The organism is Caballeronia sp. SBC1 (assembly GCF_011493005.1).
GTDB lineage: Bacteria > Pseudomonadota > Gammaproteobacteria > Burkholderiales > Burkholderiaceae > Caballeronia.
This window is the reverse complement of the sequence record NZ_CP049156.1, coordinates 673,807-698,713: the sequence shown is the minus strand read 5'-3', so window position 1 is coordinate 698,713 and position 24,907 is coordinate 673,807. Positions and strand designations below refer to the sequence as shown.

Annotated in this window: 25 protein-coding genes and 1 riboswitch; of the genes, 20 read left to right on the top strand and 5 right to left on the bottom strand. The window is 60.7% G+C overall.

Annotated features, from left to right (window positions below; all coding sequences use genetic code 11):
• Positions 1–522: 522 nt before the first annotated feature.
• Together SBC1_RS03000 and SBC1_RS02995 are read left to right on the top strand one after the other, a co-directional pair.
• The gene (locus SBC1_RS03000; RefSeq protein WP_165086613.1) at positions 523–1,302 is read left to right on the top strand and encodes a DeoR/GlpR family DNA-binding transcription regulator; all 780 of its coding nucleotides are present in this window, start codon (positions 523–525) and stop codon (positions 1,300–1,302) included.
• Between the two features lie 329 nt (positions 1,303–1,631).
• Complete coding sequence (locus SBC1_RS02995; RefSeq protein WP_165093030.1) at positions 1,632–1,829, top strand: hypothetical protein; 198 nt, start codon at positions 1,632–1,634, stop codon at positions 1,827–1,829.
• A 94-nt stretch (positions 1,830–1,923) separates the two neighbouring features.
• Here the strand turns inward: SBC1_RS02995 and SBC1_RS02990 are convergent, their stop codons facing one another.
• Entirely contained in the window at positions 1,924–2,304 is a 381-nt protein-coding gene (locus tag SBC1_RS02990) for a hypothetical protein (RefSeq protein WP_165086611.1), read from the bottom strand.
• 245 nt (positions 2,305–2,549) lie between these two features.
• On the opposite strand from SBC1_RS02990, the gene glpD reads away from it, so the two are divergent.
• From glpD to ribB, 3 genes are all read left to right on the top strand, one after another.
• Positions 2,550–4,124, top strand: a complete 1,575-nt coding sequence (gene glpD, locus SBC1_RS02985) for a glycerol-3-phosphate dehydrogenase (RefSeq protein WP_165987257.1) — start codon at positions 2,550–2,552, stop codon at positions 4,122–4,124.
• A gap of 164 nt (positions 4,125–4,288) precedes the next feature.
• The gene (locus tag SBC1_RS02980) at positions 4,289–5,062 is read left to right on the top strand and encodes a helix-turn-helix domain-containing protein (protein ID WP_165987255.1); all 774 of its coding nucleotides are present in this window, start codon (positions 4,289–4,291) and stop codon (positions 5,060–5,062) included.
• Between the two features lie 100 nt (positions 5,063–5,162).
• A riboswitch (FMN riboswitch) is annotated at positions 5,163–5,352 on the top strand.
• A 159-nt stretch (positions 5,353–5,511) separates the two neighbouring features.
• Positions 5,512–6,237 carry a 3,4-dihydroxy-2-butanone-4-phosphate synthase gene (gene ribB / locus SBC1_RS02975; protein ID WP_165987253.1) on the top strand — a complete coding sequence of 242 codons (726 nt, stop codon included), beginning with the start codon at positions 5,512–5,514 and terminating at the stop codon, positions 6,235–6,237.
• 227 nt (positions 6,238–6,464) lie between these two features.
• On the opposite strand, the gene SBC1_RS02970 is transcribed toward ribB, so the two are convergent.
• The 3 genes from SBC1_RS02970 to SBC1_RS02960 all read right to left on the bottom strand — a co-directional run bounded on the left by SBC1_RS02970 (position 6,465) and on the right by SBC1_RS02960 (position 9,244).
• A complete protein-coding gene (locus SBC1_RS02970) occupies positions 6,465–7,334 on the bottom strand; it encodes a hypothetical protein (protein WP_165987251.1) in 870 nt (289 codons plus the stop codon).
• A gap of 298 nt (positions 7,335–7,632) precedes the next feature.
• Positions 7,633–8,811, bottom strand: coding sequence for an MFS transporter (locus SBC1_RS02965; RefSeq protein WP_165987249.1), 1,179 nt, complete (start codon positions 8,809–8,811; stop codon positions 7,633–7,635).
• A gap of 10 nt (positions 8,812–8,821) precedes the next feature.
• Positions 8,822–9,244, bottom strand: a complete 423-nt coding sequence (locus SBC1_RS02960; RefSeq protein WP_165987247.1) for an extradiol dioxygenase — start codon at positions 9,242–9,244, stop codon at positions 8,822–8,824.
• Positions 9,245–9,413: 169 nt separating this feature from the next.
• On the opposite strand from SBC1_RS02960, the gene SBC1_RS02955 reads away from it, so the two are divergent.
• The 15 genes from SBC1_RS02955 (at position 9,414) to SBC1_RS02885 (ending at position 24,426) form a co-directional block, all read left to right on the top strand.
• The gene (locus tag SBC1_RS02955) at positions 9,414–10,379 is read left to right on the top strand and encodes a LysR family transcriptional regulator (protein WP_165987245.1); all 966 of its coding nucleotides are present in this window, start codon (positions 9,414–9,416) and stop codon (positions 10,377–10,379) included.
• 182 nt (positions 10,380–10,561) lie between these two features.
• Positions 10,562–11,923 (top strand): tRNA (N6-isopentenyl adenosine(37)-C2)-methylthiotransferase MiaB, encoded by a 1,362-nt coding sequence (gene miaB, locus SBC1_RS02950; RefSeq protein WP_165987243.1) that lies wholly within the window; start codon positions 10,562–10,564, stop codon positions 11,921–11,923.
• Positions 11,924–11,965: 42 nt separating this feature from the next.
• The gene (locus SBC1_RS02945) at positions 11,966–13,063 is read left to right on the top strand and encodes a PhoH family protein (protein WP_165987241.1); all 1,098 of its coding nucleotides are present in this window, start codon (positions 11,966–11,968) and stop codon (positions 13,061–13,063) included.
• A 37-nt stretch (positions 13,064–13,100) separates the two neighbouring features.
• Positions 13,101–13,568 carry an rRNA maturation RNase YbeY gene (ybeY, locus tag SBC1_RS02940; RefSeq protein ID WP_165086562.1) on the top strand — a complete coding sequence of 156 codons (468 nt, stop codon included), beginning with the start codon at positions 13,101–13,103 and terminating at the stop codon, positions 13,566–13,568.
• Positions 13,569–13,571: 3 nt separating this feature from the next.
• On the top strand, positions 13,572–14,252 hold the full coding sequence (locus SBC1_RS02935; RefSeq protein WP_165086559.1) for a gamma-glutamylcyclotransferase: 681 nt from the start codon (positions 13,572–13,574) through the stop codon (positions 14,250–14,252).
• A gap of 235 nt (positions 14,253–14,487) precedes the next feature.
• A complete protein-coding gene (locus SBC1_RS02930; protein ID WP_165086527.1) occupies positions 14,488–15,408 on the top strand; it encodes an HlyC/CorC family transporter in 921 nt (306 codons plus the stop codon).
• A gap of 205 nt (positions 15,409–15,613) precedes the next feature.
• Complete coding sequence (lnt, locus tag SBC1_RS02925; RefSeq protein WP_165086524.1) at positions 15,614–17,329, top strand: apolipoprotein N-acyltransferase; 1,716 nt, start codon at positions 15,614–15,616, stop codon at positions 17,327–17,329.
• Positions 17,310–17,807, top strand: a complete 498-nt coding sequence (locus SBC1_RS02920) for a GNAT family N-acetyltransferase (RefSeq protein ID WP_165086521.1) — start codon at positions 17,310–17,312, stop codon at positions 17,805–17,807. Before lnt ends, SBC1_RS02920 begins: the two co-directional genes overlap by 20 nt.
• A 182-nt stretch (positions 17,808–17,989) precedes the next feature.
• Positions 17,990–18,997 carry a glycine--tRNA ligase subunit alpha gene (gene glyQ, locus SBC1_RS02915; RefSeq protein ID WP_165086518.1) on the top strand — a complete coding sequence of 336 codons (1,008 nt, stop codon included), beginning with the start codon at positions 17,990–17,992 and terminating at the stop codon, positions 18,995–18,997.
• Between the two features lie 18 nt (positions 18,998–19,015).
• Positions 19,016–21,115: a glycine--tRNA ligase subunit beta gene (gene glyS, locus SBC1_RS02910; protein WP_165987239.1), complete on the top strand. Its 2,100-nt coding sequence runs from the start codon at positions 19,016–19,018 to the stop codon at positions 21,113–21,115.
• Between the two features lie 11 nt (positions 21,116–21,126).
• A complete protein-coding gene (gene gmhB, locus SBC1_RS02905) occupies positions 21,127–21,690 on the top strand; it encodes a D-glycero-beta-D-manno-heptose 1,7-bisphosphate 7-phosphatase (protein ID WP_165086514.1) in 564 nt (187 codons plus the stop codon).
• A 58-nt stretch (positions 21,691–21,748) separates the two neighbouring features.
• The gene (locus SBC1_RS02900; RefSeq protein ID WP_165086512.1) at positions 21,749–22,570 is read left to right on the top strand and encodes a 1-acyl-sn-glycerol-3-phosphate acyltransferase; all 822 of its coding nucleotides are present in this window, start codon (positions 21,749–21,751) and stop codon (positions 22,568–22,570) included.
• Positions 22,571–22,666: 96 nt separating this feature from the next.
• Positions 22,667–23,650 (top strand): M48 family metallopeptidase, encoded by a 984-nt coding sequence (locus SBC1_RS02895; protein WP_165987237.1) that lies wholly within the window; start codon positions 22,667–22,669, stop codon positions 23,648–23,650.
• A gap of 181 nt (positions 23,651–23,831) precedes the next feature.
• Entirely contained in the window at positions 23,832–24,218 is a 387-nt protein-coding gene (gene gloA, locus SBC1_RS02890; RefSeq protein WP_089163063.1) for a lactoylglutathione lyase, read from the top strand.
• The gene (locus tag SBC1_RS02885; RefSeq protein ID WP_165987235.1) at positions 24,211–24,426 is read left to right on the top strand and encodes a hypothetical protein; all 216 of its coding nucleotides are present in this window, start codon (positions 24,211–24,213) and stop codon (positions 24,424–24,426) included. Before gloA ends, SBC1_RS02885 begins: the two co-directional genes overlap by 8 nt.
• Positions 24,427–24,458: 32 nt before the next feature.
• On the opposite strand, the gene SBC1_RS02880 is transcribed toward SBC1_RS02885, so the two are convergent.
• On the bottom strand, positions 24,459–24,884 hold the full coding sequence (locus SBC1_RS02880) for a substrate-binding domain-containing protein (RefSeq protein ID WP_165987233.1): 426 nt from the start codon (positions 24,882–24,884) through the stop codon (positions 24,459–24,461).
• Positions 24,885–24,907: the final 23 nt, after the last annotated feature.

Here is a 24,907-nt window from a genome sequence, read left to right as displayed (position 1 = left end):
GTCACGATTGATTCCCACCCGCTTACAGAGACATTTCGGCAAGTCACTGAAAGACGATTGAGCAATAGCGTTTTCGCCGACCAATTTTCATATTGAATCCGCATACAACGCGATAGCGTCCCGGCCGCTAAGCCGTATTCAGACTCGACGCCATCAATTTTGCCATCCTGACGAGTTGCTGCGCAGAACGCGAAGCATGCAATCCGTACGGTCCGTGCAGACATAGGGACATGCGGATATGTATACGTATGCATCACGCGGCGTATGCATCACGCGGGAGCGGCTTTATCCAACCCCGTTCGCGTGGGTCTCGTGACGTAACGCGTCGTAACGAACTCGTCGCTCTCAATGCTTCGCCGGAGCCATAAACTGCCTCGACAAGTCGCTCACAGGCGCGCTTGCATCGTGCCGTAGGACTGCTATATCCAAAGGCAAGACGGGTGATCCAGCATTGCCGGCCTGCCGGGCCTTTCCCTTACAATACGGGCCACCTCACGACAATAAAGCGCACTCTTCGACGCCATGACACGAGATCCCCGCATCACCTTGAACGCACGACAGCAAGAGCTGCTCGACTGGGTGCAACGCGATGGCTTCGTGACGGTAGAGGACCTGGCCACGCACTTTGACGTCACGCCGCAAACCATTCGCCGCGACGTCAACTGGCTCTCCGACATGAACCTGCTGCGCCGCTATCACGGTGGCGCGAGCCTCCCGACCAGTTCGGAGAATGTCTCATACACCGCGCGCCAGCGCATGTTCCACGACGAGAAGCGCCGCATAGCCGCGCTGGTCGCGTCACACATTCCCGATCAGGCGTCGCTCTTCATCAACTTGGGGACGACGACCGAGGAAGTTGCCCGGGCGCTGAACCGGCATCGCGGCTTGCACGTGATCACGAACAACCTCAACGTAGCAAGCATGATGAGCGGTTACCCCGAATGCGAGGTACTGATCACTGGCGGCATTGTGCGGCCCTGGGACAAGGGCATTGTGGGCGAGCTAGCGATCGACTTCATCCGTCAGTTCAAGGTGGACTTCGCGATTATTGGCGCGTCCAGCATTGAAACCGACGGCACGCTACGCGATTTCGATACCCGCGAAGTCCGCGTGGCCGAAGCAATCATCAAACACGCGCGCACGGTGTTCCTCGCTGCCGATCATTCGAAGTTCGGCCGCCCGGCGCTCGTCCGGCTCGGTCACCTGAGCCAGATCGACGCGCTTTTCACCGATGCCCCCGCGCCACCCGAAATGGCTCAAACGCTCGCCGAGGCAAACACGCAGGTGTTCGTAGCGGAGTAGCAGCCGGTCCCAAAACCCTGCGCCGCAAGTGTGCGCTGCCTGGTGCACTGCGGCAGGAACCTCACGTAATTTCTACGATTCCGCTCGTCCGCCGAACCGCTTTCGCGCCCCTGAAAAGTCAAACCCAATATTTTCCGCAAGCGTTTGGCACTCGTCCGACACTTGCCTACAATCAAATCCCGGCAACGAAGCGCCGCTTTTCGGCGCCGCCTACCACGCTATGCATCATGCGTCTGCCGGATCGAAGTTCCAGTCTCGTACAACGTTCCTAAGCACGAATGCCGGTCGCCGACCGGAAAAAGTGCCGGTAGATCGTCATGGAGAACACGATGCTCAGTCCGCATGAATTTGCCACGCTGCTCCTATTGCAAGACGCTCCCAATCAGATGGAAATGGTGCGCGACGAACTCGACGCCCTGCTTGAGCGCCAGCTTGTTCAGTTGGAAAATCTCGCGTCTGGACGCCAGTTGTGGAGCCTGACGGCTTCCGGCGACTCCACGATCAAAGCAATCAAACGGTATTCGTAAGTTTCGGCAACCCACCGCTTTTCGGTCAGCCCGCACTCGCCGGCGAGTGAATCAGGCTGCGAGCGAACCGATCAGCGAACCCTCAGCGAACTAATTAGCCAGCGCGCAACGTCGGATCGACGGTTGCGCGCCAGCTAAGCGCTTGCGCCCGCTGATCCGCGAAGAACGAGGCCCACGCGCTCTGCGCTGCCGCCGTACGGCTGGCACTAAACGCCGCATATTGACCCGCGATTCCGGCCTGGAACGCGCAAAACTGTTCCTTTGGCAACTTGCCGCGCTTTTGCGCCACGTAAGCGTCGAGAAACGCGGAATACACGCCCTGCGCGTCCGTGCCGTAATCAACAGCGCTGCCGCCGCACATGGACTGGAGCGCGGCCAGGGACGGCGCCCCCCTTGATCCTGAGACATCCGGCGTGGATATACATCCACCCAGCATCAGCGCGCCTAGCGCACCGGCCACCCACATCTTTCGCATTGCATCTACTCCTTGGTTTCCAGTGACTACAGTATCGGTCGATGGTCCGCTTCGCGCCACTCGGCTGAACGGCCTATGAGCCCAAATACGACCCCGATCTGCACTTTTCCGGCGAATCGCAGCAATAGCGGAACGTTAGCCGTTAAGACGACTTTACATTTTCGTTTTTGTTCGTTAAATTTCGAATTCGAACATTATTATGTTCCGACGGAGTTTTCCGTTGGTGGCCATGGGGCGGACAAGCGATGCAAGGCAATCTTTATGATGTGCTCGTGGTGGGCGGCGGGGTCAACGGCACGGGTATAGCGCGGGACGCGGCGGGCCGTGGCCTCACGGTCATTCTGTGCGAGAAGGACGACCTGGCTTCGCACACGTCGTCATCGAGTACGAAGCTCATTCACGGCGGCCTTCGTTATCTTGAATACGGCGAATACCGGCTCGTGCGCAAGGCGCTTCAGGAGCGCGAAGTCTTGCTGCGCGCGGCGCCGCACATCATGTGGCCGCTGCGTTTCGTGATGCCGCACATGCCCAACCTGCGGCCCGCCTGGATGATCCGCGCCGGCCTTTTCCTCTACGATCACCTCGCGCGGCGCGAGTTGCTGCCAGGCTCCAGGGGCATTGACATGCGCCGGCACCCGGCTGGCGCACCGCTTATCGACTCAATCAAGCGCGGTTTTGTCTATTCCGACGGCTGGGTGGACGACGCACGGCTCGTCGCGCTCAACGCGGTCGACGCGCAGGAACACGGCGCGGTAATCAAGACGCGCACGCGGCTGGTAAGTGCACGCCGCTTCGAAGGCGTCTGGCATGCCACACTCGGCGACAATCACGGCGCGACCTTCGACATTCGCGCGCGCTCCATCGCGAACGCTGCCGGCCCGTGGGTCAGCGACCTGCTCAAGGATTCGCTCAACAGCAACACACACACGCGCCACACCGTGCGGCTGGTCAAGGGAAGCCACATAGTCACCCGGCGTCTCTTTGAACACGACCACGCGTATATTTTCCAGAATCCGGACAAACGCATCATCTTCGCGATTCCGTACGAGCACGACTACACGCTGATCGGGACGACCGACCTCGAGTATCACGGCGACGCGTCGAAGGTCGCCATCAGCCCGGAAGAAACCGCGTACCTTTGCGACTCCATCAATCGCTACTTCAAAAAGCACATCAGTCCGGCTGACGTCTGCTGGACCTATGCCGGCGTGCGTGGTTTGCTCGAAGACGAAAACGCGGAGAACGCATCGGCGGTCACGCGCGATTACCTGCTCGAACTCGACACGCCCGCGAACGAAGCGCCGCTGCTGTCGGTGTTCGGCGGCAAGATCACCACGTTTCGAAAGCTGGCCGAAGAAGCTGTCGACAAACTCGGCGAAGCACTGCAATCGCCGGCCCGGAGCAAGACCTGGACGGAAGGCGCGCCGCTGCCGGGCGGGGACATTGCCAATGCCAACTTCGCGCTTTTCCTCAGCTCGTTCAAGCAGCGCAATCGGTGGCTGCCCGGTGAGCTTGCGCATCGTTATGCACGGGCTTACGGTACGCGCGCGCAGAAGCTCCTGGGCGACGCAAGCTCGCTGGCCGATCTCGGCGACGCACTAGCTCCGGGCTTATACGAAGCGGAACTCCGCTACATGCGCGACAACGAATGGGCAACTTGCGCGGACGACGTGCTCTGGCGCCGCTCGAAACTCGGTCTGCACCTGGAGCCGGGGTCGCTGGATGACGTGATTCGCCGCATTGATGGCTGGTTCGCGTCGAGCAAGCCGGAAGCGGAGCCGCGGGCGACGTCATCCATGCCTATTCGCACGGTCGTTTAACCGGGCGTTGCCGCGAATAGCAACCCTGCGGCACCTGATAACGGTGTGACGATATCTTCGTTTGACGCCAGTTGAGCGAATGCTAGTCTTGCCTTCACTCGTTCCAGCGCCGTATTGCTGAGCGAGTCTAATCGACAGGACGACAGCAAGACTGGAGGCTCACCATGGTTGCACCGGCTTATTCATCGCTGGAACTCGTGCGCGAGTCGTTCGATGCGCACGCGCCGGCCGAACTCGCCGAGGCAACACAGGCGGGGTCTGCCAACATCGCGGCCAACATTCCGGCCAATACTCATCACGCGCATAACACGGACGCGCAGGAAGCGAACGACGCGCTCGAATATCTCGTTGGCGTGAACCTGGCGCGGCTGCGTGCCGAACGGCAACTTTCGCTCGATGCCCTCGCTCGCGCGTCCGGCGTATCGCGGGCCATGCTGGCGCAGATTGAATCCGGGCGCAGCGTGCCGTCCATCAAGGTGCTGCACAAGATTGCGAGCGCGCTGAAGGTATCGGTGGCTGCGTTTCTTCGACGCCACGCGACCAATGGCATCGAATATTTGCCGGCCGAGCAGGCAACGCGCCTCGTGACATCGAATGGACGCTTTTCGGCCCGGCCGCTGTTCCCGCTGAACGCGCCTGGATCGGCGGAATTTCACGAGTTGCGGATCGCACCGCTGCACGCCGAATCCGGCAGTCCGCGGCCGCCCGGCACCACGATCAATCTGGTTGTGAGCGACGGCACGCTGGAAATCCGCGTGCATGACCGGGCGCAGTTGCTGGCCACCGGCGACGCCATTGTGTTCGACGCCGATCAACCCCACACGCTGCGCAATCCCGGCAACACGGAAGCGCGTGCGTATCAGGTCACGGTGAACGCTGAAACGCCGCCGCGCTGGCATGTTCCGGCCGATTTACGTCGTATCGACGATGCCAGCTAGGCGCGTTTCCGACCAAGCTAGAGACACTCAGTACTGCAACACGGCCAAGTCTGTTGTATCCTGAAAATAGTCGCGTTGTTAAGTGTTTAGCGACAAGTCAGTACGTCTTCAGGGCGGGGTGCAATTCCCCACCGGCGGTATGCGAGTGGCCGAAAGCCTCTCGCGAGCCCGCGAGCGCCCGTGAACGTGGCTTGCAAGCAATTGTGGGCCGCCAGTCACAAGTTACGGGGTCAGCAGATCTGGTGAGATGCCAGAGCCGACGGTCATAGTCCGGATGGAAGAAGATGTGCAGACGGTCATGTCCGTTTCGCGTGTTTGCCGCGGCGTATTTGCGCCCGCGCTGAACTGGCGCTGTCGAATTGACGGCGCTGAAAACGCGTGTCGTTCTGTCTGTTTGCAATGCCCTGAAACGTTTTTCGCCCCATTTCTTTTGCGAGAGCGTTTCATCCATGTCCGACTCAGTTTTCACCTCCACCTCCCAGGCCACCGCCTTTGCTGATCTTGCGCAACTTCGCGCAGGCGACGCGCCGGTTGCTATTCCCCACCGAATTGCCGCTGCCCTGCAAGCGTTGCGCGAAGGCCGCGCAGTCGCCCTGCTCGACGACGACGATCGCGAGAACGAAGCTGACCTCATTTACGCCGCTGAAAAGCTCGACGTTGAAGGCATGGCGCTGATGATCCGCGAGTGCAGCGGCATTGTGTGCCTGTGCCTTCCCGACGAGACCGTTCGCGCGCTCCACCTCCCGCCGATGGTCGTCGACAACGGCAGCAAATACGGCACGGCGTTCACGGTCTCTATCGAAGCACGCGAAGGCGTGACGACGGGCGTTTCAGCCGTTGACCGGTTGACCACGATCCGCGCGGCGATTGCCGATAACGCCAAGGCTGGCGATATCGTGAGTCCTGGCCATGTGTTCCCGCTGCGCGCGCAGCCGGGCGGCGTGCTGACCCGGCGCGGTCATACGGAAGGAACTGTCGATCTGACGATCCTTGCCGGGTTGAAGCCGGCTGGCGTGCTGTGCGAACTGATGAACCCGGATGGCACGATGGCGCGCGGTGCGCAGATCGATGCTTTTGTTAAAGAGCGCAACATCCCGGTACTGACCATCGCCGAACTCGCCGATTTCCGCATGGCGCTCGCCGCCGCGCGCGAATTAGCCGAAGAAACGGTTTAACGGCTGGCGGTTCCGTTCGTTTTAACGGAGTATCGACTGAGCAATGCAAAACGCGACCCTGAGCTGAAGGGTCGCGTTTTGCGTTTGGATATCTTGGGAAAATCGTGGGAAAGCTTGCAACAACCGCTTCCGGCAAGAGAGCGATTCATCCACCAGCGCCGCGCTGGCCGAAGCGTTTCAAATCGCTCTCATGCAAGCGTTGAAACGCAAACACCGTCAACACAAGATCACTTAGCTTCCGCCTTCAAAATCGCCGCTAGCTTCCTGTAAAGCCAGACCGAACAGGTCGCCCCCGTCGCCGTATAAAGCACGGTGCCTACGCTTTGCACAACCATCAAACCCATGGTCATGCCGCCGATGGACCCTGTCGTCGCCAGCATTTCCGCGATCACCGTCAACACCGTCGCAATTCCCACGATAGGCAGGATCGCGAGCACGGCGGCCGTCGTGATGAACCAGAAGTGCCCGCGCGTGTCCTCCCACGCGGCGCGCCATTGAATCCGGCCGCCAGCCGCCGTGTGCGGAAATAGCAAGGAAAGCCGCGCCGACACATAGCTCACGCCGCAAACGACCAGGATCGCGAGCGTAGCGGTCGCAGCCATGGACGTGCCGCTGGACAATCCCGCCAGCCGCAACCCGATCCAGACGATCACGACCGCGAGCATCGCGCCCACGTACCCGGCAATCAGCGCGATGCAAAGCAGGAAATAGCGCCGGATGCCGGCGTCCCAGAGGCGCGTTGCCGGGAGTACCGGCGCGGACGTTGCGGAAGCGCCGGCGGGCTCGGCGTTCAGTTTCATCGCGAAGCGGACCACGAACACGGCCAGCACCGCGAGTATCAATGTCTGTACAAACGTGACGCCAAGGGAAATCAACCCCTGGGCGAACCCGGCGGCGTGTCCGGCGCTGCTGCTGGTCATCGCAGTCAATGAAGCGCCCGATGCCTCCATCCCGGGGAATTGCGCCTTGTATCCGGCGGTTGCCGTTGCGAGCACGGCTACGAACGCCACTAGAAATACGATCGGCATGTGTCGCACGGCGGAGGCGGCGTCGCGCCATGCGCCCTTCAGGCATTGGCGCAGCGTGATGTCTTCCATAAAACCTCGGTCGAAAAGCGTGATCAAGCGATAAGCCGCGGATGCGGCTCGCACGACACGCTAGTCGGTTGAGGGCGCCGGGTCAACATCCGGCGAATACGTTGGATGGATCGGCCTGCACGCCTCCCTGCGCCGCACGCGAGATCGGTTTATGCACGCCGGGGCAACATCCGGCGAGTACGTAGGCTGGATCGGCCTGTGGGTCGCCCTGCGGCGCCCGCTGGATCGGCGCGCTCGCCGCTCCACGCCGCACGTTAGATCGATTTAGGCACTCCCTCATCCCAGCCGCCCCACGGACTCAAACCGCATCCGCTGCACCCGCCCTCGCGTCTCGCCCGCCGCGATCGAGCCGGGCCGCGTACCACGTCACGCCGAGCGCGATCACGGCCACTACAGCCGCGACCCACGGCAGCGAATCCAGCGGATGCCCTTGGCTCAACGCCACGCCGCCGAGCCATGCGCCCCCCGCATTGCCCAGGTTGAACGCACCAATATTCAGCGTCGACGCCAGATTCGGCGCGTGTCTCGCCTTCTCCACCACGCGTGTCTGCAGCGGCGGCACGGTGGCGAACGCGGCGATACCCCAGATAAAGATCGTGATGGCCGCCAGCATCTGGTTGTGGCTGGTCTTCGCGAAGATCGCCATGATGATGGCGAGCGCGACGAGAATACCCATCAGCGAAGGCATCAGCGCCCGGTCGGCCAGCTTGCCGCCGATCGTGTTGCCGATCGTCAATCCGACGCCGAACAGCACGAGCACCAACGTGACGCCGTGTGGCGAAAATCCGCTGACCTGTTCGAGAATCGGCGCAATGTAGGTGAAGACGACGAACACGCCGCCGAAGCCGAGCACGGTCATTGCCAAGGCGAGCCAGACCTGAGGCTCTTTCAGCACGCGCAGTTCGTGGCCGAGGTTCGACGGTCCCGAATCGTGCTTGTTCGGCACAAGCGCGGCCACGCCGATCAGCGACAACACGCCGAGCGCCGCCACGACCCAGAACGTTGCGCGCCAGCCGAATTCCTGACCGATAAACGTCCCAAACGGCACGCCGAGGACGTTCGCGAGCGTGAGCCCGGTGAACATCAGCGCAATTGCGCTCGCGCGCTTTTCAGCCGGAACCAGCGACGCCGCGACCACTGCGCCAATGCCAAAAAACGAGCCATGCGCGAACGATGTCACCACGCGGGCAACCATGAGCATCGAATAACCGGGTGCAACGGCGCACAGCACATTGCCGACGATAAATACGCCCATCAGCAATTGCAGCGCGAGTTTGCGCGGCATTTTTGCGGTCAGCACGGCGAGCAGCGGCGCGCCCACGGCCACGCCCAGCGCGTAGCCGGTGACGAGAAAACCCGCTGAAGGAATCGATACAGCGAGATCGCGGGCCACATCGGGCAGCAGCCCCATGATCACGAACTCGGTTGTCCCGATGGCGAATGCGCTGATGGCGAGCGCCAGAAGTGGAATAGGCATGGAAATCCTCTTAGTTTGAGAATGCGGAGAATGCAGAGGGTTCGGCGAACGCGGAATTCGACGTCACGAATTCGACGACCACGCCTGGCGCAAGCTGCACGAACACTTGCTGCTCACGGGCGAGTGGAACGTCAGCCTCGGAAAACGGGATTGCGTGCTCATGCAGGCGCGCAAGCAGCGCCTGCCATTCGGCTGCGCCTTCCACCCGCAACGCGAGATGATCAATGCGCGTGGCCGCCCGTCCACCGGGTGGCGCTGCCAGCACCGAGCCGTTCTCGATCAGATGCACGGCGGGCGCGTCATCGAGATAAAGCCAGTACCCGCCTATGCCGAACGGCGGGCGCGGGCCGACTTTCATGCCGGCAATATCGACGAGAAAATGGCGGATCGGCTCGCAATCGGGCGCGACGATCGTGACGTGATCGAGTTTCATCGGGGAATAGGCACCAAGGCGCGTCTGGAAAATTCGGGTGGCATGATTGACCCCATTGGCCCCATAGGCGACTTCTTACGCGGCAATGCACCAAATTCTGCGCGCCAAGGGTCGTTTTGATAATTGGCGTAGTATTTGAAGCATTATCAAAAGCAAGTTGAGAATCACGATGGATCGACTCGGCGACATGCGCCTGTTCACGGAAGCGGCAGCCCTCGGCAGTTTGTCCGCGGCAGGCCGCAAGCTGGGTTTGTCCCCGGCGGCAGCCAGTGCCCGGCTGCTCAAGCTGGAGAAATCGCTCACGGCGCGGCTGTTCGAGCGCACCACCCGCCAGCTCAGGCTCACCGACGAAGGCCGGCTTTATTTGCAGCATTGCCGGATTGCGCTGCAGGCTATCGACGACGGCGAAGCTGCGCTGCACGCCGGCCAGAATCTCGTGCGCGGCAAGGTGCGAATCTCGGCCACATCGGATTTCGGCCGCAACCTGCTGTGCCATTGGCTCGATGAATTCAGCCGCCTGTACCCGGACGTCAGTTTCTCGCTGACGCTGTTGGATTCGGTGTCGAATCTGCTGCTCGACGATATTGATCTGGCGATTCGCTTCAACCGGCCGTCAGAGGGCAATCTCATCGCGCGGCGGCTCGCGCCGAACCGGCGTGTGCTTTGCGCATCGCCGGACTACCTGGCGCGGCACGGCGAACCGAAAACGCCAGCCGATCTCGCCACGCACGTGTTCACGGTCCTGGTGACATCCACGGCTACGTTCAATCAGTTCGATTTCGTTCGTGGCGACGAGCGTTTCACCCACACCGTGCCGCTCGAAGACGCCTGGGAAACCAACGACGGCGCGCTGTCCCGCGCGTGGGCGCTGTCCGGCCAGGGCATTGCGCATAAATCGATCTGGGATATAGCCGCCGATGTCCGCTCCGGCGCGCTGAAAATTTTGCTGGCAGACTGGTGTTCGAACGAGGCAGCGGTCCACGCGGTGTATCACTGCAACCGGTATATGGCGCCGCGCGTGCGCGCGCTGCTGGATTTCCTGATCGAACGCTTCGCCCGCGCGACGGCGGAACTACTCGGCGACCTTGCCTACCCGCCCGGCCAGCAGGGTCACGAAGTCGAGCGGACGCTATAATATTGAGTTAAGCGTCGAGCTACGCGGCATCCGAATTTCGGCCATTGCAGGCGAAATAGGGCTAAAGCAGACCTAAAGCGGGCCTAAAAGCGAGCGCAAACGCCGACGAAACGAAACTCGTAAGTCCCTTCAACGCATTAAAAACCGCGCCCCCAGACTAATCACTGCGACCGGCGAAATTCATGACCAAGAAAGTGTATGTAAAGACCTTCGGCTGCCAGATGAACGAGTACGACTCCGACAAAATGGTCGACGTACTCGGCGCAGCGAATGGCCTCATCCAGACGACAACGCTGGAAGACGCGGACGTTATTCTCTTCAACACGTGTTCAGTGCGCGAAAAAGCGCAAGAGAAGGTTTTCTCCGATCTCGGCCGCGTGCGCGAATTGAAGGAAGCGAACCCGGACCTGATCATTGGCGTGGGCGGTTGCGTGGCGAGCCAGGAAGGCGCGGCGATTGTGTCCCGCGCGCCGTACGTGGACCTGGTATTCGGCCCGCAGACTTTGCATCGGCTGCCGGAAATGATTGCGAAACGGCGTTCCACCGGCCGTTCGCAAGTCGATATCTCATTTCCGGAAATTGAAAAATTCGATCATCTGCCGCCGGCGCGTGTCGATGGCCCGAGCGCCTTTGTATCGATCATGGAAGGCTGCAGCAAGTACTGCAGCTACTGCGTGGTGCCCTACACGCGCGGCGAAGAAGTATCGCGGCCGCTGGATGACGTGCTGACCGAAATCGCCGGTCTCGCCGACCAGGGCGTGCGCGAAGTCACCATGCTGGGGCAGAACGTGAATGCGTACCGTGGACCGGTGACACAGCATTCCACCGACATCGTGGATTTCGCCACGTTGATCGAATACGTAGCGGAAATTCCGGGCATTGAACGGATTCGCTATACCACGTCGCATCCGAAGGAATTTACGCAGCGCCTGATCGATACGTACGCGAAAGTGCCCAAGCTCGTGAGCCATTTACACTTGCCGGTGCAGCACGGTTCCGACCGCATCCTGATGGCCATGAAGCGCGGCTATACCGTGCTCGAATACAAGTCGGTGATCCGCAAATTGCGTGCTATTCGTCCGGATTTGTCGCTGTCCACGGACATGATCGTGGGCTTCCCGGGCGAGACGGAAGACGACTTCCAGAAGATGATGAAGCTCATCGACGAAATGAGTTACGACACCAGTTTCTCGTTCATCTACAGCCCGCGTCCCGGCACGCCCGCTGCCAACTTGCACGACGACACCCCGCGCGAAGTGAAGCTCAAGCGTTTGCAACATTTGCAGGCGACTATCGAGGCAAACGTAGCGAAGATCAGCAACTCCATGCTGGGCTCGGTGCAACGCATTCTGGTGGAAGGCCCGTCGCGCAAGGACCCAAGCGAACTCGCCGGACGCACGGAGAATAATCGTGTGGTGAATTTTCCCGCGCCTATCTCCTCGCACAAGCGGCTGATCGGCCAGATGGTCGATGTGGAAATCAACGTGGCGTATCCGCATTCGTTGCGTGGCGAGCTGGTTTTGACGCCCGCTACAACTCACTAATTGCCCCTTAACTGCAGCTTCGACAGGAACCCGACTCTCGCCTTGAAGACCGCTCAGCAGCATATGGAATTCACCGCAACGCGCGACGACAACGCGCGGCTCGCCAACCTCTGTGGCCCGCTCGACGAAAACTTGCGGCAGATCGAGCAGGCGCTCGACGTGACGCTTACGCGTCGCGGACACAAGATCACCATCCGCGGGCGCGGCGCGAAGGTTGCGCTGGCGGCGCTCGAGAATTTCTACAATCGCGCGAAGGACACGTTGTCGGTGGACGACATCCAGTTGGCGCTGGTCGAAGCGCGCAATGCGGCGCGCCGCGGGTTGAACGTGAATAAGCCGTCCAATAATCTGAATTCCGACCCCGTGGATCCGCGTTTCCGCGGCGACCCCGATCATCCCTTCGATGAACCCAGCGCGACCATCGACCTCGGCGAAGAAGAAGATCCGGGTCCGAAGCTGTACACGCGACGCGCCGATCTACGCGGCCGCACGCCAATGCAGCGTGAATATCTGAAGCAGATCATTGCGCACGACGTGACGTTTGGCATCGGCCCTGCCGGTACGGGCAAGACCTATCTGGCGGTGGCGTGCGCGGTGGATTCGCTCGAACGCGATCAGGTCAAGCGCATTGTGCTGACGCGTCCGGCGGTGGAAGCCGGAGAGCGGCTGGGTTTCCTGCCGGGTGATCTCGCACAGAAAGTGGATCCCTATTTGCGGCCGTTGTACGACGCGCTGTACGACCTGCTCGGCTTCGATAAAACCGCAAAAATGTTCGAGCGCCAGATGATCGAAATCGCGCCGCTCGCGTACATGCGCGGCCGGACGCTGAATCATGCGTTCATCATTTTGGACGAAGCGCAGAACACCACGCCCGAGCAGATGAAGATGTTCCTGACGCGGATCGGCTTCGGGTCGAAGGCCGTTGTCACCGGCGACACCACGCAAGTCGATTTGCCGCGTGGGCACAGGAGCGGACTGATTGAAGCGCAACACATATTGGCCGATGTGCGCGGCATCGCGATGACGAAGTTCACGAGCGTTGACGTGGTGCGGCATCCGCTGGTGGCACGCATTGTGGAAGCGTACGACGCGCAGTCGCAGCGTGATACCGTTGCTGCTGCGGCTTCTGCCGGAAAATAATCGCCCGCCATGACCGGATTATTCGCCTAAACCCCGCATGCCCAAACTTGCCTTGTCGCTGCAATTTCCCGCCGCCAAAACGTTCCCAGAACACAAGGCGCTGTTGCCGCGCGCAACCGTCGCCAGCTGGATCAAGGCGTCGTTGTTCGCGGACGCTGAACTGACCGTGCGTTTCGTCGATACCGAGGAAGGCCGGACGCTGAACCGGTCTTATCGGCAGAAGGATTACGCGACCAACGTGCTGACGTTCGCGTACGCCGAGTCCGAGGACGATCCGGTCACGGGCGACCTCGTGCTGTGCTGCCCGGTAGTGGAACGCGAGGCGCGCGAGCAGAACAAGCCGCTTGCCGCGCATTACGCGCATCTGATCGTGCACGGTACGCTGCATGCTCAGGGCTACGATCATGAAGATTCGGCGGAAGCGGAAGAAATGGAATCGATCGAAACGGGCATCATGCAAAAGCTCGGTTTCACCGATCCCTACTTGCCGTTGCCGCCCAACTAAGCCGTGACTCCTGACCCTTCCCCCCTCTCCGAATTGCCCGCCCAGACTCCCGACGATTACCCGCCGGTGTTCGCGGAGTCGCGCCTTCTCACCGACGAAGAACTCGCGGCATCGCGTGAAAAAGCGCTGGCGCACTGGGATCGTAAGACCGATCTCTGGCTGTTCGGCTATGGCTCACTGATCTGGAACCCGGGCTTGCCCGCTGTGGAAACGGTGCGCAGCAAGGTGCACGGTTATCATCGCGGACTGTATTTGTGGTCGCGCGTGAATCGCGGCACGCCCGAGCAGCCTGGGCTTGTTCTGGCGCTGGATCGTGGCGGTTCGTGCTCGGGCATGGCGTTCCGGCTTGCAGCCGAGGGCGCGGAGCCACATCTTGACGTGCTGTGGCGACGCGAAATGGCGATGAATTCCTATCGCGTGGCCTGGTTGCCGTGCACGCTGGTGGACGGCCGCCGCGTGGAGGCGCTGGCCTTCGTCATGCGGCGCGAGGCCTCCACCTACACCGGTAAGCTTGCCGACCAGATGGTGCGCCACGTGCTCGGCTGCGCCACCGGCCGATACGGCACCACGCTCGACTACGTCAGCCGCACGGTCGAGGCGCTACGCGAATGCGGCATGCCGGACCGGCAGCTCGAGGCGCTGTTGCAGCGGTGCTGCCGAGATGCGAATTCGTCGCAGGAATGAACGCGACGGGATGCGTTAAAAGCACGCATAAAACTGCTCAAAATGCTTGGTAATGTAGCCAAACCAGACCGATCGGCCAACGTCACCGGCTCGACATACTCGGCCGATATTTATCAGTTACGATGTTTCTACGAGATTTGAACGTCTTCGTGCCGGCCCGAATTGGCGCGAATTTTCCTTGGTGTATTCTTAACTCTCCGTAATTTCGCGTCCGGAACAATCCGGCCGCCCCACTATGAACGACGCCTATCCCAGTCGACGACACACCGACAAACCGCCGGAAAAGCGCACGCTGCTTGAGCGCCTGACCGATTTCATCTCGCACGAACCTGAATCGCGCGACGAATTGCTGGAAGTCCTTCAGGACGCCCACGAACGCAATCTGCTCGACGCGGATTCGCTCTCCATGATTGAAGGCGTGTTCCAGGTTTCGGAACTTTGCGCGCGCGACATCATGATCCCGCGTGCCCAGATGGACGCCATCAACATTGCCGAAACACCCGAGCAGTTCATTCCGTTCATGCTCGAAAAAGCGCACTCGCGCTATCCGGTATTCGAAAGCAATCGTGACAACGTGATCGGCGTGCTGCTTGCAAAAGACTTGCTGCGCTATTACCACGAAGAAGAATTCGATGTCCGCGGCATGCTTCGCCCCGCTGTGTTCATCCCTGAATCGAAACGACTGAACGTCCTGCTGCACGATTTCCGTGTGAACCGGAATCACATTGCCATCGTCGTTGATGAATACGGCGGCGTGGCTGGACTGATCACCATTGAAGACGTGCTGGAACAAATTGTTGGCGACATCGAAGACGAATACGACTTCGACGAAGAAGCCGGCAACATCATCGCGACGCCGGACGGCGCGCACCGTGTGCGTGCGTTGACTGGCATCGAGCAGTTCAACGAACAGTTCGGCACGCATTACTCCGACGACGAAGTCGACACCATTGGCGGGCTGGTCACGCATCGGTTCGGACGTGTGCCGCATCGCGGAGAGAAGGTGCGGATTGACGACTTCGCGTTCGAGATTCTGCGTGGCGACGCTCGCCAAATCCACGTGCTGCGTGTACGACGCGCACCCCATACGAACGTGCTCGACGGCAATTCGCGCAACCACCACCGCGACAGCGTTCACGACGACGAACGCGATTGAGCGCGTTTGAATGCGTTGGATCGCGTTGGTACGCCGCTGAGCGGGCTCTGACCTGCTTTAAGCCTGTAACACTGCGTGTTCACACTACGCGTTGACTGCCAGTGGCGTGCCGGACGGCTATGCGGGCGTTTTGCGCCTTTTTCGTGAAATGACGCGCGCCGGTCACGCTTCGTCATTCGCTTACTTTTTTGCCGACCCGTAATCCATGGCCGACTCTTCGTCTCCTGTCACCTCACGGAACGGCTCCCAGCCGATGTCCTCCAAAAAGCTCACGGGCGCGGCTCAGTCCTTGCCGTTCTGGCATTACCTCGTCGCGGCCGTGCTTGGCGCCGCAAATACGCTTTCGTTCGCGCCTACGCCGCACGGCGGCTGGGTCGAACTGGTGATCTTCACGCTGTTCTTCGCGTGGCTCACGCGCACCAGCGGCTGGAAAGGCGCGGCGTTGACGGGCTGGGCATTTGGATTCGGCAACTTCGTGACGGGTGTGTGGTGGCTGTACGTCAGCATGCACGACTACGGCGGCATGGCGGCGCCGCTGGCGGCTGCGGCCGTTGCGCTGTTCTCCATGTACCTCGCGATCTATCCGGCGTTGGCGGGCGTGGTCTGGTCGCTGTGCGCGGGCCGTGCGCGTTATGAAGACAATGGCTCGTCTGCTGCCGTGCCCGTCGATGAACCGCGCTTCATGCCGACCTGGCACGGCGCGTTTGCCTTTGCGAGCGCGTGGGCGCTCGGCGAGTGGTTGCGCGGCCTGGTGTTCACGGGTTTCCCGTGGCTTGCGAGTGGATATGCCCAAGTCGATGGCCCGCTGTCGGGGTTCGGACCTGTCGCGGGCGTGTATGGCGTGGGCTGGGTGCTGGGGCTCGTGGCGGCGTTGCTCGTGCAGGGGTTCTACGGCTTTCGGCGCAACTCAGCGGCGCAAACGTCGCAGGCTGCGCGTCTCGCGCCGTTCATCGTCGCGGTGGTGTTGCTTGCGTCCGGCATGTTGTTGTCGCTGGTCGAATGGACGATCCCGGCGAACGCGCCGCTCACCGTCCGGCTACTGCAAGGCGATGTGAAGCAGGAGATGAAGTTCGAACAGGAAGGCGTCGATCAATCGCTGGCGCTGTATAAAAAGCTGATCACGGAAAAACCTGCGGATCTCATTGTCACGCCAGAAACGGCATTGCCCATTCTTGCCGTCGAGGTGCCTCCAGACCTGGCGCTTGCGCTGCGCAAATTCTCCGATACAACCAACTCGTCCATTCTGTTTGGCGCAATTGGCGTGACCGCTTCGGAAGGCCGCGTAACCGGCTACACGAACAGCCTGTTCGGCATCACGCCGAACCAGCGGGACGTGTACCGCTATGACAAACATCATCTCGTGCCATTCGGCGAATTCGTGCCTACAGGGTTCCACTGGTTCGTGGCGCTCATGGGCATTCCGCTCGGCGATCTCGGGCGCGGCCCACCGGTGCAGAAATCGTTCTTCGTACACAACCAGCCGATTGCCGTCGATATCTGCTACGAAGACATTTTCGGTGAAGAGATCGCGCGGACGATTCGCGAACAGGAAGCGCCCGCGGGCATCCTGGTGAATTCGACGAATCTTGCATGGTTCGGCGACACCATCGCGCTGGATCAGCATTTGCAAATGGCCCGCATGCGTTCGATCGAAACCGGTCGTCCAATGCTGCGCTCGACCAACACCGGCACGACGGCAGTGATTGCGGCGAATGGCACTGTAGTGGCACGGTTGCCTGTGTACACGGTCGGTTCTCTTGAGGCCACCGTCCAGGGCACGTCCGGCCGGACACCCTATGTCACGAGCGGCAATTTGACGGTGATCGTGGTGTCGCTGTTGCTGCTGGCGTTCGCATTTGCGTTTGCGCCGGGCAGGAATGGCCGCAACAAACCTGACAACAATGGTTCCAAAAAATCCTGAGCTAGCCCTGTTCGCGATCCGCAAAGCCGTTAGAGCAGACGCGGACGCAGCATGGGAGATCCGCCGCGCCGCCGTGATGACTGAATGCGTGAACGCGTATCCCCTGGACCAACTAGAGCAATGGACCGGCGGCACGGCCTCGCGAGCATTCGCCGATGCCGTTGAAGAGCGTTTCCTGGTGGCAACCGTTGACGAGCATGTGGCGGGCACCGGCATGATCGACATCGAAACCGGCAAAATCGACGCGATTTTTGTCCATCCGGCGTATATGAAACACGGCATCGGTGCGGCCATGATGCGTCATTTGGAAACACTCGCCCGCTCGCAGGGGCTGCGAGAACTCAAGCTCGACTCCACGCTGAACGCCGCGCCGTTCTATCGCGCACTCGGTTTCGACGGCGATGAAATCGCGCAATACCACTCGCCGCGAGGCCTGACCATGGATTGCGTACCGATGACGAAACGGCTCCACGGATAATCCCCGTTTTTACCGGCCGAATGGCCGATGAGTCCGCCGTTCATCCCTGGAAAGTCGCACAAGACCCTCATTCCCGCTAAAATTCAACGTTTTAGCCCTCCGGCCGGTGCATTTTTCCAGTCCGCTTCGACCCCGCGGCGGCCCATGGCCCCAAGCTTCGAAGGCACGCTTCAAAGGCATTCATGCTCACTTTTCAGCAAATCATCCTGACGCTGCAATCCTATTGGGATAACAAGGGTTGCGCGCTTCTCCAGCCGATCGACATGGAAGTCGGCGCGGGCACCTCGCACGTGCACACATTCCTGCGCGCCATCGGCCCGGAACCGTGGCGCGCGGCGTACGTGCAACCGTCGCGGCGTCCGAAGGACGGCCGTTACGGCGACAACCCGAACCGCCTGCAGCACTACTATCAGTATCAGGTGGTGCTGAAACCCGCGCCTGAAAACATTCTCGACTTGTACCTCGGCTCGCTTGAAGCGCTCGGCTTCGACCTGAAGCAGAACGACGTGCGTTTCGTGGAAGACGACTGGGAAAATCCAACGCTCGGTGCATGGGGCCTCGGCTGGGAAGTCTGGTTGAACGGCATGGAAGTGACGCAGTTCACGTACTTCCAGCAAGTCGGTGGTATCGACTGCAAACCGGTGCTCGGTGAGATCACTTACGGTCTCGAACGGCTCGCCATGTACCTGCAGAAAGTGGAAAACGTGTACGACCTCGTGTGGACCGAATGGGAGGAGGACACTCCGAACGGTCGCGAACTCCGGCGCCTGACCTATGGCGACGTGTATCACCAAAACGAAGTCGAGCAATCCACCTACAACTTCGAGCACGCGAACGTCGACTTGCTGTTCACGTTCTTCAAGAGCTACGAAGCCGAAGCACAGAAGATGATTGAAGCGAAGCTCTCGCTGCCTGCGTATGAGCTCGTGCTGAAAGCCGGCCACACGTTCAACTTGCTGGACGCGCGCGGCGCGATTTCGGTGACGGAGCGCGCGGCGTATATCGGCCGGATTCGCGACTTGTCGCGTGCAGTCGCGAAGGGTTATTACGAGTCGCGTGAAGCGCTCGGTTTCCCAATGCTGGGCAATCCCGTACACGCCGCAGCCGGACTCATCACCGACGCGCAAGAGGCCGCCAAGCCCGCGTGGGCGCCGGCGCTGAAGGTCGAGCGCAATATCGATCAGGCCTGACCAGAGCACGACATAACAATGACCGAAACCAATCTTGCATCGCTGCTCGTCGAGCTGCGGACCGAAGAACTTCCGCCGAAAGCGCTCGCGCGCCTGGGCACCTCGTTTGCCGAAGGTATTGTGCAGCGGCTTGCCGCGCGCGACCTGATTGAAGGCGAAGCGAGTTTTGAAAAATACGCCACGCCGCGACGTCTCGCCGTGCTTATCAAGAACGTGCGCGCGGTCGCGCCGGAACGGCAAGTGCGCGAGAAGGTGCTGCCGGTTTCCGTCGCACTGGACAAAGACGGCCAGCCTACCGCGCCGCTCGCGAAGAAACTCGCGGCGCTGGGTTTCCCCGACTTCCCCATTGGCGATCTCGAACGCGCGCAAGATGGCAAGGCCGAAGCGTTTTTCCTGCGCTACGCAGCGCCCGGTGCAACGCTTGCCGACGGCCTGCAGATCGCTCTGCAAGAAACGCTCGGCAAATTGCCAATCCCGAAGGTGATGACCTATCAGCGCCCCGACGGCACTAGCGTGCAGTTCGTACGGCCGGTGCATGGACTGATCGCATTGCATGGCCGTCATATCGTGCCGGTGAGCGCACTCGGCATCGACTCCGGCGACACTACGCTGGGGCATCGCTTCATGTCGGAAGGGATTGTCGCGATCACGCACGCCGACGATTACGCCGACACCCTGCGCTCGAAGGGCAAGGTCGTAGCGAATTTCGACGACCGCCGCGAATCCATCCGCACTCAATTGCTGGCGTTCGCGGGCGAAGATCGCGTGGTCATGCCCGAGTCGTTACTGGACGAAGTGAATGCGCTGGTCGAATGGCCGGTCGTGTATCAATGCCGTTTCGACGAGTCGTTCCTGCAAGTGCCGCAGGAATGCCTGATCCTCACCATGCAGACGAACCAGAAGTATTTCGCGCTGACTGACGAGCACGGCAAGCTGCGTTCGCGTTTCCTGATTGTGTCGAACATCGACACGCAAACGCCGGGCGATATTGTGGAAGGCAACGAACGCGTGGTGCGCCCGCGTCTGGCCGACGCCAAGTTCTTCTTCGAGCAGGACAAGAAGAAACGCCTCGGCGACCGCGTGCCGCTGCTCGCGAACGTGGTGTATCACAACAAGCTCGGTTCGCAGTTGCAACGCGTGCAGCGGCTTGAAGCGCTGGCCGGCGAAATCGCGCCCATGATCGGCGTGGATGCAACCGTCACGAAGCGCGCCGCCCTGCTCGCGAAGGCCGACCTGATCACCGACATGGTCGGCGAATTCCCGGAATTGCAGGGGACCATGGGCACGTACTACGCGCGCCACGACGGCGAGCCGGAAGAAGTTGCGCTCGCGTGTTCGGAACATTATCAGCCGCGTTTCTCCGGCGATGAAACCCCGTCCACCGGCGTGAGCAGCGCTGTCGCTTTGGCCGACAAACTGGAAACGCTCGTTGGTATCTGGGGCATTGGCCTGCAGCCAACCGGCGAGAAAGATCCGTTCGCGCTGCGCCGTCACGCGCTCGGCGTGTTGCGCATCCTGCTGGAAAAACGCCTTGCCATCGACCTGTTCGACTTGCTGCGCACCGCGTACAAGCAATTCGCCGATATGCCGCAAGTCATCGATTCAACCGAAGCCCTCTACGCGTTTTTCATGGACCGGCTGCGCGGCGTGCTGCGTGAGCGCGGTTTCAATGCACTTGAAATCGACGCGGTGCTGAGCCTGAACCCCACGCGCCTGGATGACATCGTCGCGCGTCTGGACGCGGTGCGCGAGTTCGCGTCGTTGCCGGAAGCCGCATCGCTTGCCGCGGCGAACAAACGCATCTCGAATATCCTGAAGAAGTCAGCGGAAGGCGTTCCGTCCAGCGTGCAGCCTGCCCTGCTTCAAGAAGCTGCTGAAAAGGCGCTGTACGCGCAGCTCGAGCAAGTTGCACCGCGCGTCCAAACGCAACTGGCTGAGCGCAACTACACGGAAGCGCTGTCGGCGCTGTCCGCTTTGCGCGACGCCGTGGATACTTTCTTCAACGACGTGATGGTGAACGCCGAAGATCCGGCACTGCGAAGTAATCGTCTGGCACTTCTCGGCGCACTGCATCAGCAGATGAATTGCGTCGCGGACATTTCGAAGCTTGCCGCCTGATGCGCCACACCATGCCGACCAACGCAAACAAGAGGCTGGTAGTTCTCGATCGTGACGGCGTGGTCAACGTCGACTCGGACGCTTTCATCAAGTCGCCCGATGAATGGGTTGCCATCCCCGGCAGCCTGGAAGCGATCGCGCGTTTGAATCAGGCCGGCTACCGCGTGGCGATCGCTTCGAATCAATCGGGTATAGGCCGTGGTCTGTTCGACATGGCTGCGCTCAACGCAATGCACGAAAAAATGAACCGGGCGGCGGCGGCAGTGGGTGGCCGCATAGACGCCGTGTTTTTCTGCCCGCACACGCAGGAAGACGAGTGCGAGTGCCGCAAGCCGAAGCCCGGCATGTTGCAGCAGATCGTGGAGCGCTTCGAGATCGATCCCTCTGAAACACCCATGGTCGGCGACTCGCTGCGCGATCTGCAGGCAGGCGCGGCGCTCGGCTTCGCGCCGCATCTGGTGCTGACCGGCAAGGGGCGTAAAACGCTGGCAGCGGGCAATCTGCCGCCGAATACAAAGGTACACGACGACTTGCGCACCTTCGCGCTCGACTTCCTCGCCGCACACCACGACTGACCTGACTGACCTGAAACCGGGGTTTTTTCGTCACATCACATAAGACTTATTCAAGCCGATGCGCTTCATTCGTTCGCTGTTGTTGATGGTTTTTTTCGTCGTTTATACGGTGCCGTACGCGTGTGCGTGCTTCCTCGTGTTCCCGTTCATGCGCGCTGAAAAGCGCTACTGGATGGCGGCGTACTGGTGCAAGTCGTGCATTGTGGTAATGCAATATCTGAACGGCATCCGCTATCAGATCGAAGGCATGGAGAACCTCCCCAACGGTCCGGCCGTGCTGTTGTCGAAGCATCAGTCCGCTTGGGAAACACTGGCATTTCCTGCTTTGATGCCACGTCCGCTCTGCTATGTGTTCAAGCGTGAGTTGCTGTTCGTGCCGTTCTTCGGCTGGACCATGGGCATGCTGAAGATGGTGCATATCGATCGGCGTCAGGGCAAGGACGCGTTTGCATCGGTAGCGCGGCAAGGACGCGAGCGCATGGCCGAGGGGGCGTGGGTCATCATGTTCCCGGAAGGCACACGTACCCGTGTGGGCCATCAGGGCAAGTACAAGTCCGGCGGTGCGCGCTTCGCGTGCGCGGCGGGCGCACCGGTCGTCCCTATTGCCCACAACGCGGGGCACGTATGGCCGCGAAAATCGTTTCTCAAATATGCGGGTATAGTCACTATGTCAATCGGTCGTCCGATTGACACGACAGGCCTCACGCCGGAAGAAGTCAACCTGCGCGTGGAGCGCTGGATCGAAACGGAAATGCGTCGTATTGATCCGGGCTCGTACGGTCCCGCCGATCGTTTCGCCGCTGAGTCTGATTCGGAGTCCAACTCCGACTCCAAGTCTGATTCGGAGTCCAAGTCTCACGGCGCGGCTACCGGTCTGTAGACCCAGGTGTCGTTATCGTTACGTCCGTTACGTTTGTTTCTATCGTTAGTGTCGTTCTTCCCGTCATTCCTGCGCCGCGTGCGCCAAGCTGAGCCGATGCAGAAGACTCCCCCGCGACAGCGTCCCGCTGCCGCGCTCGACAACCCGCAACTCGACCTGCCGCTCAACCTCCCCAGTGAGCCAAGGCTGTCGAGTGCGGCACAATCGCCCGCCATTCCTGCCGCACCTGCCCCCGCCATGCCTGCAACATTGCGTGGCGACATCGCGCCGACCGATACAACCGAGACCGCCAGCCCTTTCTCGCCGCCATTACGTGCACCCGGTGCGCCCGATGGCGCGCGCAACCGGCAACTCGTGCTCGGTTCGCAGATGCTCAATTACCGCTTGAAACGTTCGTCGCGCCGGACGATCGGCTTCACTATCGACGGTACCGGTCTTGCCATTACCGCGCCGCGCTGGGTGACGATCGGAGCAATAGAAAGCGCGATTGCCGAGAAGGAAAAGTGGATCGTCAAGAAGCTCACTGAGTGGCAAACGCGCGTGGAACAACGCGTGGTGCCCCGGATTGAATGGAAGGACGGCGCGCAGCTTCCGTATCTCGGGCAGACCATCAGCGTCATGATGACCTCTGCCCCGGGTACGACGGGCAAAAGCGCGACCCAGCCAGCCTTCGATACCGACAGTGGCGTGCTCTGGCTCGGCCTTCCCGCACTGGCAGATGTTCAGCTCATTCGCGAGCGTGTGCAACGCTGGCTGCATGTTCAGGCTTTGCAGGTTTTCGGCGAGCGGCTGCCGGTGTATGCGGCCAAATTGGGCGTGGAGTTCAGGGCGTATGCGTTGTCGTCGGCGGCTACGCGCTGGGGCAGTTGTTCCAGCGAAGGCAAGATCCGCCTCAACTGGCGGCTGATTCATTTCCCCGTGCATGTCATTGATTACGTTGTTGCTCACGAGCTCGCGCATCTTCGCGAGATGAATCACAGTGCGCGATTCTGGCACACCGTCGAATCCATTTTTCCGGACTTCCGCGAAGCGCGGCATACGCTCAAGCATCATCCGCCGGAACTGCTGCCGCTGCTTTGATGCCTCGCTAGCGCCTCCTCAGAGCGGAGTGGTACAGAGCACCGCGCTGCGAGCCTTTGCTGTGGGCGGTACAATTTTGAACGTGGCCGTTTTAATCGTGCGCGCTGTTCACTGACGCACCGTAAAAGACGCGGTAAAGCGGACCACCCGGTCAATCGACATTCCCCACAGGAACCCCATCATGCGACTTCTTCACACCATGCTGCGAGTCGGCGACTTGCAACGATCCATCGACTTCTACACGCGCATCCTCGGCATGAAAGTGCTGCGTCAAAGCGAAAACACCGAGTACAAGTACACGCTTGCGTTCGTCGGTTACGGCGATGAAAGCGAAAACAGCGTGCTCGAACTGACCTACAACTGGGGCGTCGACAAGTACGATCTGGGCTCGGCTTATGGCCACATCGCGCTGGAAGTGGACGACGCGGCAGCGGCTTGCAACCGCATCCGCGAAGCCGGCGGCAAGGTCTCGCGCGAGGCCGGTCCGGTGAAAGGTGGAACCACCGTGATCGCGTTTGTTGAAGATCCGGATGGGTACAAGGTCGAGTTGATCGAGAAGCATGCTTGAGTTGATTTTGGGGATAACGATCTGGCAGCAATGGCCGGTTATCTCCAGACTTTCTGCGATGCTCAAACGCGCACTTGTTGCTGCCCGGCCTCAAAAATGGCGCGTTTCGAAGCCAGGAAATTTCTGTTTCATGATTGCATCGGCGCTGGTGGTCACGGGCATCGCGCTTGTCAATGCCCCGACCGGGCGTGCGCGCCCTCGCACCTAAGCGCACCTTAGCGCACCTGATCGCGCGCTCAGCTACCGTCCACGCCCGACTGCTTGCGCGGCACGGCTGGCGTCATTCATGATCTGCCCGGCAAGCGCGAGCGCTGCTTCAGCCGCTGCGGATTGCGTCCTGTCCGCCAGACAAACTAGCGCAAACTGAAGCCCAAGTTTGCGCGGATGAACAATCGGCACGCGCACAAGGCGCTGGCTATCGGGATCTCGTTGCAACACCGAAGCCGTGCAAAACACCACGGCATCCGATCGCGCGACCACATCCTTCAGCACGGCGACATCGTTGCATTCCAACTGCACAGGAACCGCTTCGTGCGCGCGAAACTTGAGCAACCGCCGCAACGCGTCTTCCATGAACGCGGACAGCGGCACGGACACCATCGGAAAATCTCTTAACGCTGCCAGCGGCACCGGAGCACGCGCGAGCAACGGATGACCGGGGCGCACAAACCAGCCGCCTTCGTGAATAG

Excerpts from the sequence above, each read along its gene's own strand:
- SBC1_RS03000 (WP_165086613.1), top strand. The coding sequence starts at position 523 with ATGACACGAGATCCCCGCATCACCTTGAACGCACGACAGCAAGAGCTG.
- SBC1_RS02995 (WP_165093030.1), top strand. The coding sequence starts at position 1,632 with ATGCTCAGTCCGCATGAATTTGCCACGCTGCTCCTATTGCAAGACGCT.
- SBC1_RS02990 (WP_165086611.1), bottom strand. The coding sequence starts at position 2,304 with ATGCGAAAGATGTGGGTGGCCGGTGCGCTAGGCGCGCTGATGCTGGGT.
- glpD (WP_165987257.1), top strand. The coding sequence starts at position 2,550 with ATGCAAGGCAATCTTTATGATGTGCTCGTGGTGGGCGGCGGGGTCAAC.
- SBC1_RS02980 (WP_165987255.1), top strand. The coding sequence starts at position 4,289 with ATGGTTGCACCGGCTTATTCATCGCTGGAACTCGTGCGCGAGTCGTTC.
- ribB (WP_165987253.1), top strand. The coding sequence starts at position 5,512 with ATGTCCGACTCAGTTTTCACCTCCACCTCCCAGGCCACCGCCTTTGCT.
- SBC1_RS02970 (WP_165987251.1), bottom strand. The coding sequence starts at position 7,334 with ATGGAAGACATCACGCTGCGCCAATGCCTGAAGGGCGCATGGCGCGAC.
- SBC1_RS02965 (WP_165987249.1), bottom strand. The coding sequence starts at position 8,811 with ATGCCTATTCCACTTCTGGCGCTCGCCATCAGCGCATTCGCCATCGGG.
- SBC1_RS02960 (WP_165987247.1), bottom strand. The coding sequence starts at position 9,244 with ATGAAACTCGATCACGTCACGATCGTCGCGCCCGATTGCGAGCCGATC.
- SBC1_RS02955 (WP_165987245.1), top strand. The coding sequence starts at position 9,414 with ATGGATCGACTCGGCGACATGCGCCTGTTCACGGAAGCGGCAGCCCTC.
- miaB (WP_165987243.1), top strand. The coding sequence starts at position 10,562 with ATGACCAAGAAAGTGTATGTAAAGACCTTCGGCTGCCAGATGAACGAG.
- ybeY (WP_165086562.1), top strand. The coding sequence starts at position 13,101 with ATGCCCAAACTTGCCTTGTCGCTGCAATTTCCCGCCGCCAAAACGTTC.
- SBC1_RS02930 (WP_165086527.1), top strand. The coding sequence starts at position 14,488 with ATGAACGACGCCTATCCCAGTCGACGACACACCGACAAACCGCCGGAA.
- lnt (WP_165086524.1), top strand. The coding sequence starts at position 15,614 with ATGGCCGACTCTTCGTCTCCTGTCACCTCACGGAACGGCTCCCAGCCG.
- SBC1_RS02920 (WP_165086521.1), top strand. The coding sequence starts at position 17,310 with ATGGTTCCAAAAAATCCTGAGCTAGCCCTGTTCGCGATCCGCAAAGCC.
- glyQ (WP_165086518.1), top strand. The coding sequence starts at position 17,990 with ATGCTCACTTTTCAGCAAATCATCCTGACGCTGCAATCCTATTGGGAT.
- glyS (WP_165987239.1), top strand. The coding sequence starts at position 19,016 with ATGACCGAAACCAATCTTGCATCGCTGCTCGTCGAGCTGCGGACCGAA.
- gmhB (WP_165086514.1), top strand. The coding sequence starts at position 21,127 with ATGCCGACCAACGCAAACAAGAGGCTGGTAGTTCTCGATCGTGACGGC.
- SBC1_RS02900 (WP_165086512.1), top strand. The coding sequence starts at position 21,749 with ATGCGCTTCATTCGTTCGCTGTTGTTGATGGTTTTTTTCGTCGTTTAT.
- SBC1_RS02895 (WP_165987237.1), top strand. The coding sequence starts at position 22,667 with ATGCAGAAGACTCCCCCGCGACAGCGTCCCGCTGCCGCGCTCGACAAC.
- gloA (WP_089163063.1), top strand. The coding sequence starts at position 23,832 with ATGCGACTTCTTCACACCATGCTGCGAGTCGGCGACTTGCAACGATCC.
- SBC1_RS02885 (WP_165987235.1), top strand. The coding sequence starts at position 24,211 with ATGCTTGAGTTGATTTTGGGGATAACGATCTGGCAGCAATGGCCGGTT.